The following is a 17,546-nucleotide window of genomic DNA, read 5'->3' on the forward strand; positions in this document are numbered from 1 at the left end:
GGAGGATGAAAATGTTTGAATTGATAGATAATGTACCTCAGGAAGCCGTCATTAAAGTAATTGGTGTCGGTGGTGGTGGCGGTAACGCCGTACAACACATGGTGTCTGATGATTTGGGTGGGGTAGAGTTCATCTGCGCCAATACCGATGCGCAGGCTCTGGAACGTCTGGCAACACGTGCGGCCCTGCATATTGGCGGTGGTTTGACTAAGGGTCTGGGGGCAGGGGCTAACCCTGAAATTGGACGCAAGGCGGCCCTGGAAGATCGGGACCGTATTGCTGAAAGCCTTAAAGGCGCAGATATGGTGTTTATTACTGCCGGAATGGGTGGTGGTACAGGGACCGGAGCCGCCCCTATAGTGGCACAGATTGCGCGTGAAATGGGTATTCTGACAGTGGCTGTTGTCACCCGTCCGTTCCGTTTTGAAGGGCGTAAGCGGATGGCGATTGCTGAAGAAGGGATACGTGAACTGCGAGAGAATGTAGATTCATTGATCATTATCCCGAATGAAAAATTGATCGCTGTGCTGGGTAAAAACACCAGTTTGATTAATGCATTCAATACCGCCAATGACGTACTCAAAGGGGCCGTGAAGGGTATTTCTGATCTGATCACCTGCACCGGTATGGTCAACGTCGACTTTGCCGATGTCAAAACCGTGATGTCTGAAATGGGCATGGCGATGATGGGTACAGGTATTGCCAAGGGTGATAAACGTGCACAGGAAGCGGCACGTTCCGCCATTATGAGTCCACTGCTGGAAGATATCGACCTGCGTGGTGCTCGCGGTATTCTGGTTAATATCACCGCAGGCCTGGATTTGAGCCTGGGTGAATACAGTGAAATCGGTGAAATTATCGAAGAGTGTGCCGATGCGGATGCTACGATTGTAATCGGTACGGTGATCGATCCGGAGATGGTGGATGAGTTGCGGGTTACGGTTGTTGCCACCGGTCTTGATCGTCCCAAAGAGAAAGAGTTTAAACTGGTGGCTTCGGAGGCCCCTAAAGCTGATCTGCGCCAGGAGGAAATAGAACTGCCGTCAGTTCTGCGTCGTCAGAAGCAAGAAGCCCTGGTAGATAAGCCGGATAGCCATGATAAAGAGACAGGTAAGCGCAAGGATTACGGTGAGCTGGATATACCGACTTTCCTGAGACTCGAGCCAAGGCACTACGAGGNTAGCGGTCTGAGAGGCCGATTGCCTGAAATGGCTCAGTCTGTTATCATTCTCATTTATTTTTGATGATTTTCGGCGAACTGTAATGATTAAGCAACGCACTCTGAAAACGAGCATCCGCGCGACAGGCATTGGTTTGCATAGCGGTCAGAAAGTTTATTTGACCCTAAGACCAGCACCGGTCAACAGTGGCATCGTTTTCCGGCGTGTGGATCAGGATCCTGTGGTCGAAATTCCGGGTTTTGCAACCCATGTAGTCGATACAGTCTTGTCGACCAATTTGTCGGTTGACGGCGTTCGTGTTGCTACAGTTGAACATTTGATGTCGGCACTTGCCGGATTGGGAATCGACAACTTGTTTGTCGATCTGACCGCAGAAGAAGTGCCGATCATGGATGGCAGTGCGGCGCCTTTTGTGTTTCTGATCGAGTCAGCCGGTATTGTTGAGCAGAATGCGGCCAAGCAGTTCGTACGCATCAAAAAACCGGTTATGGTTGAACTGGACGGTAAATCCGCCAGTTTTAAACCCTATGAGGGTTATAAGGTCGGTTTTCGTATCGAGTTTGATCATCCGGCTTTTACGGATCGTCATCTGGAAGCCTGTCTGGATTTTTCCAGCACCTCGTTTGTTCGCGAAGTCAGTCGAGCCAGAACCTTCGGGTTTATGCGGGATATCGAATTCCTGCGTTCACAAAATCTGGCACTGGGTGGCAGTTTTGATAATGCCATCGTAGTGGATGACTATCGGGTGCTGAACGAAGAGGGCCTGCGCTACGAAAACGAGTTTGTTAAGCATAAAATTCTGGATGCGGTTGGGGATCTGTATTTGTTGGGTAAAAGCCTGATCGGCGAGTATTACGGATACAAATCGGGCCACCACCTGAATAACCTGTTGCTCAGAAAATTACTGGAAACTGAAGATGCTTACGAAATAGTGACCTTTGAAACACTGGAGCAGGCATCTCCTATAGCATTTTTGCGACCGGCCGCCGCTGTTTGATTCTGGTTTTTCGGGTGTTTTTTACCCACTTAAAACAAAATATCAGCAAGAAGCCGGTTCTTACCCGGCTTTTTTTGTTTATATCGACCACCAGGGGTTGAACATTGCGTCTGGAAACTCAACTATCTATAAGAATCACTGTAGAATAATGTGCTCTTTCCGCGATGGACATTGCGCGAATAACATCCAATTAACGGTAAAAGTTGAATTATGCTCACATCACTGTTGAAAAAGGCCTTCGGAAGCAAAAACGATCGTGAACTCAAACGTATGGGACGCGTCGTTAAGGACATCAATGCACTGGAAGTGCAGATGGAACAGCGTAGTGATGAAGAGCTTAAAGCACTATCCGAAACTTACAGGCAACGTTTTGAAGCGGGTGAGTCGCTGTCTAAGCTTCTACCTGAAGCCTTTGCTACTGTGCGGGAAGTTTCGCGCCGGGCGATGGGTTTACGCCATTTTGATGTACAAATGATTGGTGGCATTACCCTGCATGACGGCAAAGTGGCGGAAATGAAAACCGGTGAAGGTAAAACGCTGGTGGCAACACTACCTGCTTACCTCAATGCCATCAGTGGTAAGGGTGTACACGTTGTTACCGTGAACGATTACCTGGCCAGCCGTGATGCTGAATGGATGCGCCCCCTCTATGAAGCGCTGGGTTTGAGTGTGGGTGTAATCGTATCCGGTCAGGACAATGCCGGAAAGCGCGAAGCCTATGCTTGTGATATCACTTACGGTACCAACAATGAATTCGGTTTTGATTACCTGCGTGACAACATGGCGTTCAGTGTCGAGGACAAGGTGCAGCGTGGTTTCAATTTTGCCATCGTCGATGAAGTCGACTCCATCCTCATTGATGAAGCCCGTACACCACTGATTATTTCTGGTCCGGCTGAAGACAGCTCGGCCCTGTATGCACATATCAATAAAATTATTCCCAAGCTAAAGCAGTTTTTTGGCGAGGTGGATGTTAAGGACGACACCCAGATTATTGATGAACACTTTGTGGTAGATGAAAAAAACCGCACGGTAGAGCTAACCGAAGCCGGTCACCAGTTAGTGGAAGATCTGCTGCGTGAAGAGGGCTTGTTGCAGGAAGAGGAGAGCCTCTATGCATCAGGTAATCTGAACTTATTGCACCATGTATTGGCGGGGCTGCGTGCACATTACCTGTTTGAACGCGATAAAGACTATATTGTTCAGAATCAGCAGGTGGTCATTGTTGATGAGCATACCGGTCGTATCATGCCAGGGCGCCGCTGGTCGGAAGGTCTGCATCAGGCAGTTGAAGCCAAAGAAGGCGTGAAGATTCAATTGGAAAGTCAGACCCTCGCGTCTACCACCTTTCAGAACTATTTCAGACTCTACGAAAAGCTGTCGGGCATGACCGGTACGGCTGATACCGAAGCCTTTGAGCTGCGTCAGATTTATGGTCTTGATGTAGTGGTGATTCCGACCAACCAGCCGGTACAGCGCACAGACTATAATGATTTGGTATTCCTGACCATCGAAGAGAAGTTCAACGCCATCGTCAAGGAGATCCGTCACTGCCAGGAGAAAGGGCAGCCGGTTCTGGTTGGTACAGCCTCTGTCGGCTCATCAGAAGTTTTGTCAAAGATGCTGACCCAGGAAAAGATCACTCACAGTGTGTTGAATGCTAAAAATCATGGGCGTGAAGCGGGCATTATTGCCAACGCAGGTTGTCCTGGCGCTATTACGATTGCCACCAATATGGCAGGTCGTGGTACCGATATCATGCTGGGTGGAAAACTTGAAGTAGAATTGGATGCACTGGAAAATCCGACAGAAGCGCAGCTGGAAGCCGCTAAGGCTGATTGGCAGCAACGTCATGAGCAGGTAGTGGCAGCGGGTGGTTTGCATATTATCGGTACTGAGCGGCATGAATCCCGTCGTATCGACAACCAGCTGCGTGGTCGTGCCGGTCGTCAGGGTGACCCAGGTTCTTCGCGTTTCTTCCTGTCCATGGAAGATGATTTGATGCGCATTTTTGCCTCTGAACGTATCCGCCAGTTTATGCAGGCGTTGGGTATGGATAAGGGTGAAGCCATCGAACATAAGATGGTCAGTAATGCCATCGAGAAAGCCCAGCGTAAGGTTGAAGGGCGCAACTTTGATATACGTAAAAACCTGCTTGAATATGATGATGTTGCCAATGATCAGCGTCGTGTAATCTACGAACAGCGTAATGATCTGATGGCTACTAATGACATTTCCGACACGATCAATGCGATACGCGCTGAGGTGATCGATACCACTATCAGTGATTTCATCACGCCGGAAAGCCTGGCAGAAACCTGGGATGTGGCTGGCCTGGAAAAAGCACTGCAGACAGATTTCTCTATTGAACTGCCTGTTCAACAGTGGCTGGATGAAGATTCGCTGCTGCATGAAGAGCCTTTGCGCGATAAAATCCATACTGCCATTAACGAAAAATATGCAGAGAAAGAACAGCTGGTCGGTGCCGAAACCATGCGTCTGTTTGAAAAACAGGTGATGCTGCAGGTGTTGGATACCCTCTGGAAAGAACACCTGCAAACCATGGACCTGCTGCGTCAGGGCATACATCTGCGTGGTTATGCACAGAAAAACCCGAAACAGGAATACAAGCGCGAATCTTTTCAGCTATTCCAGGCACTGTTGGAGAATATCAAAAAAGATGTGGTACGTATTATCAGTCATGTGAAAGTGCGTGAGCCTGAGGATGTTGAAGCGATTGAGCGTCAGCGCCGTGAAGCGGCCGAACGTCAGAAAATGAACTTTGAACATTCACAAAGCAGTGCTATGCAGGCTGAAGACGACAAAGGTGCTGATGCGGGTGCCGCAGGTGATAAGCCCGAGCCTTTTGTGCGCGACGTACCCAAGGTTGGTCGTAATGAGCCTTGTCCTTGTGGTTCAGGCAAAAAATATAAACAATGCCACGGTAAAATTTAACACCAGCGCATAACTGAGGAAGGTAATATGGCGGTAGGTGCTGAGAAAAAGCTGGAACTGCATCCGGTTAAAGGGTTTCGTTTGGGTATTGCGTCAGCCGGCATCAAAAAGCCGGGACGTAAAGACATTGTTGTGATGGAAATTCCGGTAGATGCTACGATTGCCGGTGTTTTTACCCGTAATCAGTTTTGCGCAGCGCCAGTCCTATTGGCGAAAAAACATCTTGCTTGTGGTGCATTACCTCGTTATATGCTGGTGAATACCGGCAATGCCAATGCGGGTACAGGAGCGGCAGGTTTGGATGCGGCCACTGCTTGTTGCGCGGCTTTGGCAGAGAAAACCCGTGTTGATACTGAATCTGTACTGCCTTTCTCCACCGGTGTTATCGGTGAGCCTCTGCCGGTTGCAAAGGTGGTTTCTGCGCTGGATGCGGCACTGGATAACCTCGATGAAAATCACTGGCTTGAAGCCGCTCAGGGTATCATGACCACAGATACGCGTGCCAAAGGTCATAGTGTTCAGATTGAATATCAAGGTCAGTTAGTCACCATCACTGGTATCTCCAAAGGATCCGGTATGATCATGCCGAATATGGCGACCATGCTGGGCTATGTTGCTACCGATGCAATTATTGATGCCAACCTGTTGCAACGTCTGCTGAGCCAGGTGAATGAACAGACCTTTAACCGCATCACTGTCGATGGCGATACCTCAACCAATGACGCCTGCATGCTGGTTGCTACCGGTCAAAGCGGTGTTGAGCTGAGTGATATGGAACCGGCCTTGATGGATAAGTTTGTTACCGCTCTGCATGAAGTCATGCTGGAATTGGCACAGGCTATCGTTAAAGATGGCGAAGGGGCCACCAAGTTTGTTGAGGTGCGTGTTGAGCGTGCGGCCAGTGTAGATGAGGCGCTCAAAGTGGCTTACACCATTGCACATTCTCCCTTGGTAAAAACAGCACTGTTTGCCAGTGACCCCAACTGGGGCCGTATTCTGGCCTGTGTCGGCCGTGCTGGTGTTAGCGAATTGGATGTGGATGACGTTGCCATCTGGCTTGATGACGTTGCCATTGTTAAGCAGGGTGGTCGTGCCGATAGTTATACTGAAGAACAGGGTCAGGCGGTCATGAATAAAGAGTCTATCTTGATCCGTGTGTCCCTGAACCGTGGTCAGGTACAGGAAAGTGTCTGGACCACGGACCTGTCACATGATTACGTCAAGATCAATGCCGAATACCGCTCCTGATAAGGGTTCACCGTCTCGCCAAACGCTACATGTGGCGGCGGCGGTCATATACAGTCCTTTGGGACGTATTCTGATCGCACGCCGTCCGCTGGATAAGCATCAGGGCGGGTTATGGGAGTTTCCAGGTGGCAAGGTAGAGCTGAATGAAACAGCACGTCAGGCCCTGGACAGGGAGTTGCTTGAAGAGCTGGGCATTCAGGTAACGGCTGCTCAGCCGCTTATTCAGATACCCTATGAATACCCCGAACGTCATGTCTTATTGGATGTGTTTAGCGTAACGGCATTTAAAGGGGAAGCCAGAGGCTGTGAAGGGCAACCCCTGGCATGGGTGGATGTATCGGACCTGGTTGACTATCCCTTCCCCGCAGCTAATCAGCCGATTCTCGACCGTATAATCGCAGATCTCTCAGTTTAGTCTCGATGTCAGCCCGGGTTTTAAGGCCTGGGCGTTTTAGAGACTGGTCTCTGATGTTTTGGCTTGTGCTGGTGCTTCCTGTCGTGCGGCTGTATCTACCAAATGCTGTCCCTGTGTACGTTTCATCATCTTCAATTTCTGATGCAGTGCTGTCTTTGCCATCATATGCGCACTTACCGGTGCCGTGATGAACAGGAACAACGTAATCAGCAGTTCGTGCACGCTGATATGGCCTGGCTCGCGCAGGGTAAACAGAATCATCGATGCAATCAGCAAACCGCCCATGCCCAGAGTGGTGGCTTTGGTAGGAGCATGCAGACGCATGAAAAAGTCCGGTAGTCGCATCAAGCCGATAGAGCCCACCAGAATAAACACACCGCCAGTCAGCAAAAATACCGATACAACCAATTCGAGTAAAAAATTCATCTATAGTACCTTATTCAATGATGTCGCCGCGTAACAGGTATTTGCACAAGGCGGCTGTGCTGACAAAACCCAGCATGGCAATCAGCAGTGCGGCTTCAAAATACAATGTTGCGCTGAACCAGATACCCAGCAAGATGATCAGGGCAATACTGTTAATGTACATGGTGTCCAATGCCAGCAGACGATCCGCCAGATCCGGACCTGCAAAGAGTCGCCAAAGGTTCAGGATCAGGGCAATCACCACCATAATGCTCACCAGAATGACAGTCCAGGCTAGCATGAGAAGATCTCCATCAGGGGTTTTTCATAACGTTGTTTGATCGTGGCAATCAGCTCAGCTTCATCGGTCATTGACAGGGCATGAATGTAAAGGAACTTCTTGCACTTTGATACTTCGGAGCTAACCGTGCCGGGGGTCAGCGATACCGTGCTTGCCAGCAAGGTAATGGGTAAGTCTCCCTCTATATCCAGCGGCATCGCGATCAAAGCGGGATGCAGCTTATCAATCGGCCCCATCACCTGGCGGGCTACTTCAACATTGGCCGTGACAATATCGCCCAATACCATCAGAGCGTAACGTAGGGTTTTAATCGGCTTGTGTAGCGCCGGTTGAGGCATGCTCAAGCTGCTGGTCAATAACGGGATGCCCAGAGACAGGAAAGCACCGAGTACCAGATGGCCTGGCGCGACAGTATTGTTTAACAGCAGCCAGGTCACAAACAGCAAGATGCTGTGATATGGCATGGGTAACCAGCGAAAGCGGGGTTTTGCTAGCATCTTATTGCCCTCCTGAAAGCGTCGGCAGTTGAGGTAGCAGGGCCTGAACAGATAGTTCCGGGTTGTATAGCACCGCTGCAGCTTCGGCTGTGAGTGCCGTCACAGGGCCTGCAAACAGCACCATTAGTGGGGAGCATAGCAATAAAATTGCTACAGCGATCAGCTTCGGCATTTTTACATCTTCACCATCAGCGGTACTACCCGTTACCCTCCAGAACAAGGTGGTACCTGCGCGTGATAAGGCAAGGATTGCGGCAAGACTTGCCAGCAGTATCGCTGACCAGGACCAGGCCATCTCGGCACCACTTTGTGCCGATTGCATCATTAGGGCTTTACCAATAAAGCCAGACAGAGGAGGCATGCCAACCATAGCCACCGCCGCCACAAAAAACAGCCCGGCTAACAGGTCGCGCTGCTTCATCATCCGTGCAGGCACAAAACGGTCTTCGGCCTTGCCGCGCTGGCGGGTGATCATATCGGCGATCAGGAACATGGCCGCAGATACCAGTGTGGTGTGCACCAGGTAATAAAATGCAGCACCTGCTGATTGTTCGGTACCCAGTGCGGCGCCCACTAACAGCGTGCCTACTGAAATCAGGATTAAATTCGCGGTCAACATGCGTAGGTTGGAGCTGGCCAGTGCACCTATGGCACCCATGAGGAGGGTCAGGATCGCTATCGGCCAGAGCCAGTACTGGGCGATATTGGCCAAATCTCCGGCAAAATCACCAAATATGACAGTGTGGACACGAAAAATACTGTATATCCCGACCTTGGTCATGATGGCGAACATCGCCGCTACCGGCGCGCTGGCGACTGCATAGGTTCGTGGCAACCAAAAATGCAGTGGCAGCATGGCGGATTTCAGGCCGAATACGACCAGCAGGAGCAACCCGGCTATCTTAACCAGTAGCTGATCGTCGTGATTCAGCAGCTTTACCTTGACGGCCATATCGGCAATATTCAATGTACCGAGCATGCCGTAGAGTATCCCCAGGGCAAACAGGAAAATACTCGATCCCACCAGGTTAAGAATCACATAATGAAGACTGGCCTGGGTTTTCTGTTTTCCACCCCCGTGGATCAGTAAGGCATAAGAAGCAATCAGCAGGATTTCAAAGCAGACAAACAGATTGAACAGGTCACCGGTCAGAAACGCCCCGTTGACACCGGCAACAAGTAGCAAAATCAGGCTGTGGTAATACATACCCGTTTCATCATCACCCGCTGTCGCGAACAGAATGGATGCCAGACACAGTATTGTTGTCAGTAATACCAGTAAGCTTGCCAGTACATCGGCTACCAGTACGATTCCGTAAGGCGGCGACCAGTCACCGAGCATGTAAATCTGAGTGCCTTGGGTGTAGGCCGTGTACAGCAGGTTGGCTGATACAAGGATCAACAGGATAGCCGCGACAACGGCAAAGACGCGTTGACGCTTCAAACTGTTTTGTACAGGAGGTAACAGCAGCAGTAACCCTGCAACGATTGGCAGCAGGAACGGCAGGATAACCAGATGCGTCGACATCAACCTCGCTCCTTATCTGACAGTGAAGAATGATCCGGGATGCGACCATCTACATGGTCATTACCCAGGTCACCACGGCCACGCATGGATAAAATGACAACAAAAGCGGTCATGGCAAAACCGATTACAATCGCCGTCAGAACCAGCGCTTGGGGTAAAGGGTCGGCATAGGTTTCACTGGCGCCAATCACAGCCGCTGAATTAATCGACAGTCGGCCACTGGCAAACAGGAAAAGGTTGACGGCGTAACCCAGCAGGGTTAAACCTATCACCACAGGAAAGGTGCGCCCTCTGAGAATTAAAAACACCCCACAGGTAATGAGTACGCCCACACAAAGAGCAAAAAGCGCTTCCATCAGGATTTGTCCTCCATTTTAGGCCGGTGCGATGTTGTCAGCTTGCCTAGGTTTGCCAGGATCAACAGGGTGGCTGCTACCACGGTAATATAAACGCCAAGGTCGAATAAAATGGCACTGGCCAGTTCAAATTCACCAATCCAGGCAGGTGGAAATAGTCAAACCAGCTAGTCAGGAAAGGTTTGCCAAACAGCCAGCTACCAGCCCCTGTGGCAGCGGCAATTAATACCCCGATTGCTATGCTCCATTGGTAATTTACTTTAAGGCGCGGCTTAATCCAGTCGACCCCATGGGCTATGTATTGCAGTATGATAGCCACAGCGGTAATCAGTCCGGCGATAAATCCACCACCAGGCAGATTGTGGCCGCGTAAGAAAATATAAGCCGATACCAGTAGCGCCAGAGGTAATAGCGACTGGGATACCGTTCGCAGAATCATCGGGTGGCTGTCTTCTGTCCAGTTACGCCCTTTAATATCGCCTGATGGCTTGGATATTTTCATCCGGTTAATCAGTTTGAAGATACCCAGTGCGGCAATACCTAATACCAGTATTTCACCAAAGGTATCGAAGCCACGGAAGTCGACCAGGATCACGTTAACCGCATTGGTGCCACCGCCACCCGGTTTACTGTTTTCCAGGAAGAAGTCGGAAATACTCAGGCCGGAACGGGTCATGATGGCGTAGTTCAGGGTCGCAAAAATACCACCAATAAGCGCTGCAATACCCAGATCACGTGCCACACGCCCGGGGCTGGACTCCTTGGGTGTCTGTTGTGGCAAGAAAAATAACGCCAGCATCAATAGAATTACCGTGACTACCTCAACCGATAATTGCGTTAGCGCCAGATCAGGTGCGGAGAAATACGCAAAAGACACCGACACGATCAAGCCGACCACCGAAAGCGTGAGCAAAGAAATGTATCGCTGGCGATGCCAGATAACCGTTGCCAGGGCTGCAAAAATCAAAATAACAGCCAGAATCACGCTGATACTATTAAGCGGCAGTTGTTCCCTGTCGCCGGTGGTTTGCACCAGTTGCAACAGCGGTTTTCCAGCAAACAGGATGACCATGACAAAGAGTAAAAACAGGTAGCGCTGCAGCGAGCCATTCTCGATAAACTGGTTAATTTTCGTTGCGCTGCGCACCAGGCATTGCACCAGGCTTTCAAAAACCAGCTTGGCGTCAGTTTCCGGGAACTGGCTTTGAAACTTAAACAGTTTGCGACGGTTATGGTAAATGATAATACCCAGAACCATGGCGACAATACTCATGATCAGTGCCAGGTTAAAGCCGTGCCAGATAGACAGAGAATAAGCTGGCACCTCACCTCCGAGTACGGCCGCAGACGCTGAATAGAGCAGGCTGCCAACCATAAAGCCAGGAAATAGACCGACTAACAAGCAAAGTCCAACCAGGATTTCGACTGGAACTTTCATATAGCGAGGGGGTTCATGCGGTACCTTGGGCAGATCAACCGGTTCGCCATTGAAAAATACATCGTGGATAAAGCGCAACGAGTAAGCCACCGAGAAGACCGCTCCCAGCGTTGCCAGTACTGGAATCATCCAGGACAAGGAACCCAGGGTATGCTGCAGCAGTGTTTCGGCAAAGAACATCTCTTTTGACAGGAAACCGTTTAATAGCGGCACGCCAGCCATCGAAGCCGCCGCCACCATCGCCAGGGTGGCCGTGTAGGGCATAAATTTCCACAAACCATTAAGGCGGCGCATATCCCGCGTTCCGGCCTCGTGGTCGATGATTCCCGCTGCCATGAACAACGAGGCTTTAAAGGTGGCATGGTTGATAATATGAAAAATAGCGGCGATGGCGGCCAGTTCAGTGCCCATACCCAGCAGCAGGGTAATCAAGCCCAGATGACTGATGGTTGAGTAAGCCAGCAATCCCTTTAAATCATGCTTAAATAAGGCTGTGTAAGCACCCAGTAGCAATGTTGCCATCCCGGTAAGGGTGACAATGATGATCCACAGCTCTGTGCCCGCCAGCACTGGATAAAAGCGCGCCATCAAAAAAATACCGGCTTTTACCATGGTGGCTGAATGTAAGTAAGCACTTACGGGTGTGGGGGCGGCCATTGCATGTGGCAACCAGAAATGAAACGGGAACTGAGCTGACTTGGTGAAGGCCCCCAATAGCACCAATATCAGCGCAACTGGATAGGCTGCATGGGTGCGAATAATATCGCCACTCTCAAGGACAGTCTGAAGATCATAGCTACCGACAATCTTACCGATCAGGATCAAGCCTGCCAGTAACGCCAGACCACCAGCACCCGTCACAGCCAGCGCCATACGGGCTCCCTTGCGCCCTTCGGTATTACCATGCCAGAAGCTGATCAACAGGAATGAGCTGATGCTGGTCAGCTCCCAGAACATCCACAGCTGAATCAGGTTGTTAGACAGCACAATACCCAGCATGGCGGTCATAAACAGCATCAGGTAGGCATAAAACTGCGCCATATTATCTTTGCCAGACAGATAGTAACGGGCATAGAGAATGATCAGTAAGCCGATACCTAAAATAAGCAGGGCAAACAGAAACGCCAGGCCATCCAGGCGAAAAGTGATATCCATATTCAGTGCCGGAACCCAATTGGCCGTTACGATGAGGGTTTCACCACTAAATACCGCTGGAGCGCTGAACAGTACCAGCAGCAAAGCCAGTGCTGGCGCTGCCGCGGTTGCAAATGCACAGGCCGTTCTGCCAAAGCGATGCGCCAATAGTGGTGCAAACACTCCCAGAGCTGGTAATAAAGGAATCCAGAAAAGACTCATGGCGGCAACAGGCTCCTGCAAGATAAAATAATAACGTGTAATCTACTCAGCACGACGGTCTTGGTCAGACATTAAAATTGGTCGTGCTGCTAACTCACTATACGCAGCCGTGGAAGTTTACTGTAAAAATGTGCACCTTTACAGCGCTGGACCTTGCTGATTATCAATGTTGATGTTAAATATCAATATATCCTAATTTAATGGCGTGCCAAAATAAAACCCCTGTTTTTTTAGGGCAACGCTAGGCGTTTGATCTATGTGTGACTTAGAAAGCAGATAATATGCACATATTAGTCAACCTGAGTGCTATAGTTTTTCGATCTAGTGAATGTATTTGAAGCTATTTTTCAGGAGAAATATTCATGCCGTTCGATCTTTGGCTTGCATTTGTTGCTGCTTCAGCCCTGTTGTTAATCATTCCTGGGCCAACGATTCTGGCCGTCATCAGTTACTCTATCGCCCATGGACGCCGTGCTAATGTCCCTTTAGTAACAGCCGTTGCATTAGGGGATTCGACAGCACTAGCCGTGTCTATTCTGGGTTTAGGTGCACTGCTGGCAGCTTCAGCCTTTTGGTTTATGGTGATCAAGTGGCTGGGTGGGCTCTACTTACTGTATCTCGGCATTAAGCTGTTACGTAGTGGTTTTGGCTCTGTTGAAATGACAGCGCCGCCTAAACCCGGATCTCGCTGGCGATTGTTCCTGAACACCTATCTGGTAACTGCGCTGAACCCTAAAGGTATGGTGTTTTTCATGGCTTTCCTGCCTCAGTTTATTCATCCGGGCACAGATCACGTTCAGCAGTTGTGGATTCTGGGCATCACCTTTGTGGTCATGGCTACTTTAAATGCAACACTCTACGCCGTGTTTGCCGGTTCAGCCCGCAGGCTGCTATCGCGCCCGGGTGCACATCGTGGGTTTAATCTGGTGGGTGGATCGTTGCTTTCAGCGGCGGGACTTTGGGCGTTGTTGTCCCGGAATCAGGTGTCGGGGTAGTTGACTGATAGTCAAAAGTAGAACTGGTTTTGAGCAAATTGCCCTAGCCTAGCCTGTAAGTTTGCTTTCACATTTGTGTAGGATGAATATTATTGCCACGTAGACGTGATTTCGCAAATATGAGCATTAACTGCGTTAATACTCATAAAGTGCCCAGCGATAAATACAGAAGCCAGTTTTCTGGTTAGGTTTCTTATTGTTGGTATGTCCTTTACGTTCTCCATAACGGCACATAATAACATTGCAAGCTTTTGTTCAGCTTCTTTACCATCAGAGTGATGGATCGCAAGCTCGCAGCAGATATGGAAAACATGCTCTGTGTATCCAAAATTGCTGGGATTTGTTACCTTCAGTCCCCGAAAAATTTCTCCATCAACAAAGGCTTGGGCGAGAACGATTACAAGGATTTTATGAAGGTGTCGGATGGCCGTTTCCGTATCTGGATAGGCATCAGGATACATTTTTAGTAGCTTCGCCAAAAAATAGTGCGCATATTGATCTTTTGATCTACTAAGTTGAAGTAGCTCTTCATAGGTAAGTGGATATGGTAGTCCACAAGTGACATGGCGATAAATACCAACATGTTTTTGCATGATATCCAATCCAACCCCTAAGGACATATAAAATTGCAAGGCGTTTGCAATTGGGTATTTTGCATGATGTGATAGCTGTGCAAAAGTTGTGTCAACACAGAGCCATGGTATATCGTTCGAAATGGAAAGAGCGAGGCTAGAATATACCGATGCGTCAACAGAGTTTCTCAGGTGGACAATAGTTGGCGGCATATCAATCAAACGAGGGGTAATTACTTCTGCAGTTTCAAGTGTGTGCTTTATAGCTATTTGAACATCAGCGGTTGCAGCTTGTACATGTTCAGATGTTGTTATTTGTATTTTACCAGTGTCTTTGTCAATGCCCATCCTAATGTAGTCATCCCTGTTGATGTTTTCAATGAATGCCTCAAGGATGGCTTTTGTCTCCATAGTGATCGCTAAACCAGTATTACACTTAGTCAGGCCATGCACTAGTCCAGTTAATCCGCTGTATACAATGGCATAAACGTCTAAGATTATTTGTCTGGGTTGACTCTCCCCAAAACTTGGCAACGGATGTTTGATGGAAAAGCTTGAGCAATACTGTCTGAGTGCTGCATGAACCGGGCACCCCGATTCAAATCGGCGTCCTTTTAGAAAAAGTGGTATTTTCGGGTCAGAGCATATAGCTTCTTCGTTATAGACTGTATTTTTCAGTAGTTTTTTTTCTATACTACTGATCATTTCATTTGGGTCTTCAGGTAGCGAAAACTTATAGAAACAATCACTGCCATCATTATTGGTTTGTCTCAAAACCGCCGGCTAGTCTCAGTATGGCAACATAAGGCGGCAAGACCTCGATGAGTTTTATTTCTTGCATGCGTGGTGTACCGTTTCCTCCACCTGCATGTTTAGCAAAAGTTCACCTAATGGGGAGTCGCTTTTCAGCAATATAGGCTGATTCGATTCAATATTCTGCACTACCAGCTTGGAGACCAGCATTCCATCAACAAGATAATTAAAACCACCTAAGCATGTTTCCGTTGTTTTTGAGGGTTCTAAAAATATGTTCTCTCGTATAAGTACAGCATTGGATAGTTGGAAGTTGGTAATTTCTTTAGCGCAGCCGTTTGGATTGGCTACAAACCAGTTGATAAGAATATTTTCAGCTCGATAAAAACCATTGTTACAGGATATTTCAGAAAGTAATAGCCATGCCTTACTAGATGGATGTTCAAATATCTCGTCAGGAATTTTTTTTTAGTAGATCGACGTACTGTTCTTGTGGTGTTTTGTTTTTCTTGTGTAGATAAATACAATAATGCCATAGAGAGAGTGAGGCTGGCGCCAAGTCTAGAGCTGACTCCATAGCCTCAATGGCACCGGATGTTTCGTTGATACGATCTAACTGTCTGGCTTTGACTTCCCACAAAAACTCGCACCAGTCTCCCTTTGGAATTTCAGCTAATACAGTTTCGAGAGTAGTGAGTTGGTGGCTGTTTACCAAAGCAATGATGTAGCTTCTCACAAGTGGTGATAGCCAAAGATCCCCTGCTGGCAGTATCGGTTTCAATAGCGAGCATACTTGAGAGTCAAGATCTGCGTCAGATAGTTTGGTGGTTAGCTCAAGAAGTCGGGGTGGGTTTAATTGAGATAGCTCACCTTGGTGAACAGATATAAAATTAGCAACTGCACTTTTTATTTCAGCTCTGGATTTTAGGTTTCCATCGTATTTATGGCAAAGTAACTCTATGGCGACAAATTGCTGCTCAAGGTCGCTAGCTGTGTTTACTTTGCCACCCTGCCTAAGCCACTGAGTAATATCATCTGGCTTGGCGATATGACTGAGGATGAAAAGTTGCTCTTGTGAGATTTCGGAGCTCTCGGTTAAATGTTTAATCAACGAGTTCCTATAGGAAAAGTCCCGCTGAGCTTTGTCTATTTCTGAAAAAGGGCCTGAAGGATAGTTTGAGTTGCGTTCCTTTAGGCTCCGCAAAAAGGCGGCTGCACTCGAATCCAATTGTTCAATGGTATTTATGTATTTCCAGCAGGCGTCAATCAATCGGGGGTGACTTTCATTTAAATAGTTAAGAAAGCTAATTAATAGAATGATCAGTCTTTTATTATCTCCCTGGGATTCCTCCAGCATTGTTATGGTTTCGTCCATCAATGCTATAAGCTGCTTTTGGTCTGATCGGGTAATAAGCCAATAATGTGCTTGAAAAATTTGACTGTTGAAATAGTGGTGGCGGGTAATGAGACTCACAACTTTGCTATTGAATGTTGGGTAGGTGGATTTTAGACGATTAGCTGCTGCGACAGACTGCTCAAAGCTTCCACATCGCAGTAGCCCCCTAGTTATTCCGCATAGTGTTATTTCGGAGAAAATTAATGCACTACTGGAAAAATAATCCTCAAGAAAAACATTCGAAGCTATAAATTCAAAGAATACCTCTTGGCAGTAGTCTCCAGGAGATTTGATGGCTGTATATCTGCGAGTAGCATCTTCTAGCTTTTTATTATGGATATCCAGTCGCATTAATGAGGAGAGGGCAATGTCATTGAAGAAGCTATCAGGAGAGCTTCTGAGGCAGCTTTCTACAATAGAGTAGCTGTCTTCTGGCGGCGTACCATAAGCGAGATCTATTAAAACAGATACGGTTGATAATATTGTTATAGTCGCTGTATCGAGTTGAGATGTTGCCTGAAGTGATGAGAGTTTTTCTTTGGCAGTGTCGACAGTACGATGCCGAAGATTGGTAAGAATATCTTCAACCGGTCTTTGAATCGCTGATGGCGCTATTGACTGGTGAACGTGTTTATCACCTCCGATGTTATCTCCAGTGCTATGGTGGACTTGCATAGCCCGGGCGGTGGGTGTTGTATTCTCATTCGCCATTAGTGGTTAATGACCTTGTTACCAGCGACATTGTCGCCTGAGCCGGAGTGCGTTTGTACTATGGTTGTTGCGTTGTAATGTTTAATTGTTTCAATGATTTCCAATAATTCACCTGAGACAAGTAGCCTCTTTTCAATCGCCAATTCGCTCATATCGCTGTTGAGATCTAGGGATGAAATCTGATTTTCTAAGGCCGTTAGTGTTGAGTCATCGACCAGCCAGTCTTTCAGGCGGTTTTTCAGGTTTGTTCCTGATAAGGCCAATGAGTGTTTCAATATATCGTAGATGGTGCTTGCCAATATTGATGTGGTGATAGTCTCTGAAATCATGATGTTCTCCAGATGTTAATTTAGCTGCTTATCCATTTCTGCATATATTAGTTTTTGTCGTCAAATTTTACTCTTGTTTGCTTAACTTTTGATATTTTCAAGTGTGATTAGGT

Annotated in this window: 14 protein-coding genes and 1 pseudogene; 6 read left to right on the plus strand and 9 right to left on the minus strand. The window is 48.1% G+C overall.

The features are described from left to right. Positions 1-11 precede the first annotated feature (11 nt). The 5 genes from ftsZ (at position 12) to mutT (ending at position 6,796) form a co-directional block, all read left to right on the plus strand. The gene (gene ftsZ / locus LH51_RS09850) at positions 12-1,244 is read left to right on the plus strand and encodes a cell division protein FtsZ (protein ID WP_081960771.1); all 1,233 of its coding nucleotides are present in this window, start codon (positions 12-14) and stop codon (positions 1,242-1,244) included. Between the two features lie 19 nt (positions 1,245-1,263). Beyond that, positions 1,264-2,178 carry a UDP-3-O-acyl-N-acetylglucosamine deacetylase gene (gene lpxC / locus LH51_RS09855; RefSeq protein WP_036521953.1) on the plus strand — a complete coding sequence of 305 codons (915 nt, stop codon included), beginning with the start codon at positions 1,264-1,266 and terminating at the stop codon, positions 2,176-2,178. Positions 2,179-2,388: 210 nt separating this feature from the next. Beyond that, entirely contained in the window at positions 2,389-5,133 is a 2,745-nt protein-coding gene (gene secA, locus LH51_RS09860; RefSeq protein WP_036521954.1) for a preprotein translocase subunit SecA, read from the plus strand. A gap of 27 nt (positions 5,134-5,160) precedes the next feature. After that, entirely contained in the window at positions 5,161-6,381 is a 1,221-nt protein-coding gene (argJ, locus tag LH51_RS09865) for a bifunctional glutamate N-acetyltransferase/amino-acid acetyltransferase ArgJ (protein WP_036521955.1), read from the plus strand. Next, positions 6,344-6,796 (plus strand): 8-oxo-dGTP diphosphatase MutT, encoded by a 453-nt coding sequence (gene mutT, locus LH51_RS09870; protein WP_235263646.1) that lies wholly within the window; start codon positions 6,344-6,346, stop codon positions 6,794-6,796. Before argJ ends, mutT begins: the two co-directional genes overlap by 38 nt. A gap of 36 nt (positions 6,797-6,832) precedes the next feature. Here mutT and LH51_RS09875 read toward each other — a convergent pair whose 3' ends face one another. The 6 genes and pseudogenes from LH51_RS09875 to LH51_RS09900 all read right to left on the minus strand — a co-directional run bounded on the left by LH51_RS09875 (position 6,833) and on the right by LH51_RS09900 (position 12,677). Continuing rightward, positions 6,833-7,222, minus strand: a complete 390-nt coding sequence (locus LH51_RS09875) for a Na+/H+ antiporter subunit G (RefSeq protein WP_036521957.1) — start codon at positions 7,220-7,222, stop codon at positions 6,833-6,835. 10 nt (positions 7,223-7,232) lie between these two features. After that, positions 7,233-7,502, minus strand: coding sequence for a K+/H+ antiporter subunit F (locus LH51_RS09880; protein ID WP_036521959.1), 270 nt, complete (start codon positions 7,500-7,502; stop codon positions 7,233-7,235). Next, positions 7,496-7,999 carry a Na+/H+ antiporter subunit E gene (locus LH51_RS09885; RefSeq protein ID WP_036521962.1) on the minus strand — a complete coding sequence of 168 codons (504 nt, stop codon included), beginning with the start codon at positions 7,997-7,999 and terminating at the stop codon, positions 7,496-7,498. The genes LH51_RS09880 and LH51_RS09885 overlap by 7 nt, the downstream gene beginning before the upstream one ends. A gap of 1 nt (position 8,000) precedes the next feature. Then, positions 8,001-9,527, minus strand: coding sequence for a monovalent cation/H+ antiporter subunit D (locus LH51_RS09890; RefSeq protein WP_036521964.1), 1,527 nt, complete (start codon positions 9,525-9,527; stop codon positions 8,001-8,003). Next, the gene (locus LH51_RS09895) at positions 9,527-9,883 is read right to left on the minus strand and encodes a Na+/H+ antiporter subunit C (protein WP_036521966.1); all 357 of its coding nucleotides are present in this window, start codon (positions 9,881-9,883) and stop codon (positions 9,527-9,529) included. The genes LH51_RS09890 and LH51_RS09895 overlap by 1 nt, the downstream gene beginning before the upstream one ends. After that, a pseudogene (locus LH51_RS09900) lies at positions 9,883-12,677 on the minus strand (monovalent cation/H+ antiporter subunit A). Before LH51_RS09900 ends, LH51_RS09895 begins: the two are co-directional and overlap by 1 nt. 362 nt (positions 12,678-13,039) lie before the next feature. On the opposite strand from LH51_RS09900, the gene LH51_RS09905 reads away from it, so the two are divergent. After that, positions 13,040-13,672, plus strand: a complete 633-nt coding sequence (locus LH51_RS09905; RefSeq protein ID WP_036521968.1) for a LysE family translocator — start codon at positions 13,040-13,042, stop codon at positions 13,670-13,672. 89 nt (positions 13,673-13,761) lie between these two features. Here LH51_RS09905 and LH51_RS09910 read toward each other — a convergent pair whose 3' ends face one another. The 3 genes from LH51_RS09910 to gapS6a form a co-directional block, all read right to left on the minus strand. Continuing rightward, positions 13,762-15,018, minus strand: a complete 1,257-nt coding sequence (locus LH51_RS09910; protein WP_144244238.1) for a PIN domain-containing protein — start codon at positions 15,016-15,018, stop codon at positions 13,762-13,764. A gap of 433 nt (positions 15,019-15,451) precedes the next feature. Next, complete coding sequence (locus tag LH51_RS09915; RefSeq protein ID WP_036521972.1) at positions 15,452-17,104, minus strand: hypothetical protein; 1,653 nt, start codon at positions 17,102-17,104, stop codon at positions 15,452-15,454. Next, positions 17,104-17,433, minus strand: coding sequence for a GapS6a family protein (gene gapS6a, locus LH51_RS09920; protein ID WP_036521973.1), 330 nt, complete (start codon positions 17,431-17,433; stop codon positions 17,104-17,106). Before gapS6a ends, LH51_RS09915 begins: the two co-directional genes overlap by 1 nt. Positions 17,434-17,546 lie beyond the last annotated feature (113 nt).

Source organism: Nitrincola sp. A-D6, from assembly GCF_000764495.1.
Classification (GTDB): domain Bacteria; phylum Pseudomonadota; class Gammaproteobacteria; order Pseudomonadales; family Balneatricaceae; genus Nitrincola.

What these genes read in the sequence shown, in the direction of transcription:
- LH51_RS09890 (WP_036521964.1), bottom strand. Translation starts at nt 9,527, where the DNA reads ATGTCGACGCATCTGGTTATCCTGCCGTTCCTGCTGCCAATCGTTGCA.
- LH51_RS09895 (WP_036521966.1), bottom strand. Translation starts at nt 9,883, where the DNA reads ATGGAAGCGCTTTTTGCTCTTTGTGTGGGCGTACTCATTACCTGTGGG.
- lpxC (WP_036521953.1), top strand. Translation starts at nt 1,264, where the DNA reads ATGATTAAGCAACGCACTCTGAAAACGAGCATCCGCGCGACAGGCATT.
- gapS6a (WP_036521973.1), bottom strand. Translation starts at nt 17,433, where the DNA reads ATGATTTCAGAGACTATCACCACATCAATATTGGCAAGCACCATCTAC.
- LH51_RS09880 (WP_036521959.1), bottom strand. Translation starts at nt 7,502, where the DNA reads ATGCTAGCCTGGACTGTCATTCTGGTGAGCATTATGGTGGTGATTGCC.
- mutT (WP_235263646.1), top strand. Translation starts at nt 6,344, where the DNA reads ATGATTACGTCAAGATCAATGCCGAATACCGCTCCTGATAAGGGTTCA.
- argJ (WP_036521955.1), top strand. Translation starts at nt 5,161, where the DNA reads ATGGCGGTAGGTGCTGAGAAAAAGCTGGAACTGCATCCGGTTAAAGGG.
- LH51_RS09905 (WP_036521968.1), top strand. Translation starts at nt 13,040, where the DNA reads ATGCCGTTCGATCTTTGGCTTGCATTTGTTGCTGCTTCAGCCCTGTTG.
- LH51_RS09875 (WP_036521957.1), bottom strand. Translation starts at nt 7,222, where the DNA reads ATGAATTTTTTACTCGAATTGGTTGTATCGGTATTTTTGCTGACTGGC.
- secA (WP_036521954.1), top strand. Translation starts at nt 2,389, where the DNA reads ATGCTCACATCACTGTTGAAAAAGGCCTTCGGAAGCAAAAACGATCGT.
- LH51_RS09915 (WP_036521972.1), bottom strand. Translation starts at nt 17,104, where the DNA reads ATGGCGAATGAGAATACAACACCCACCGCCCGGGCTATGCAAGTCCAC.
- LH51_RS09885 (WP_036521962.1), bottom strand. Translation starts at nt 7,999, where the DNA reads ATGCTAGCAAAACCCCGCTTTCGCTGGTTACCCATGCCATATCACAGC.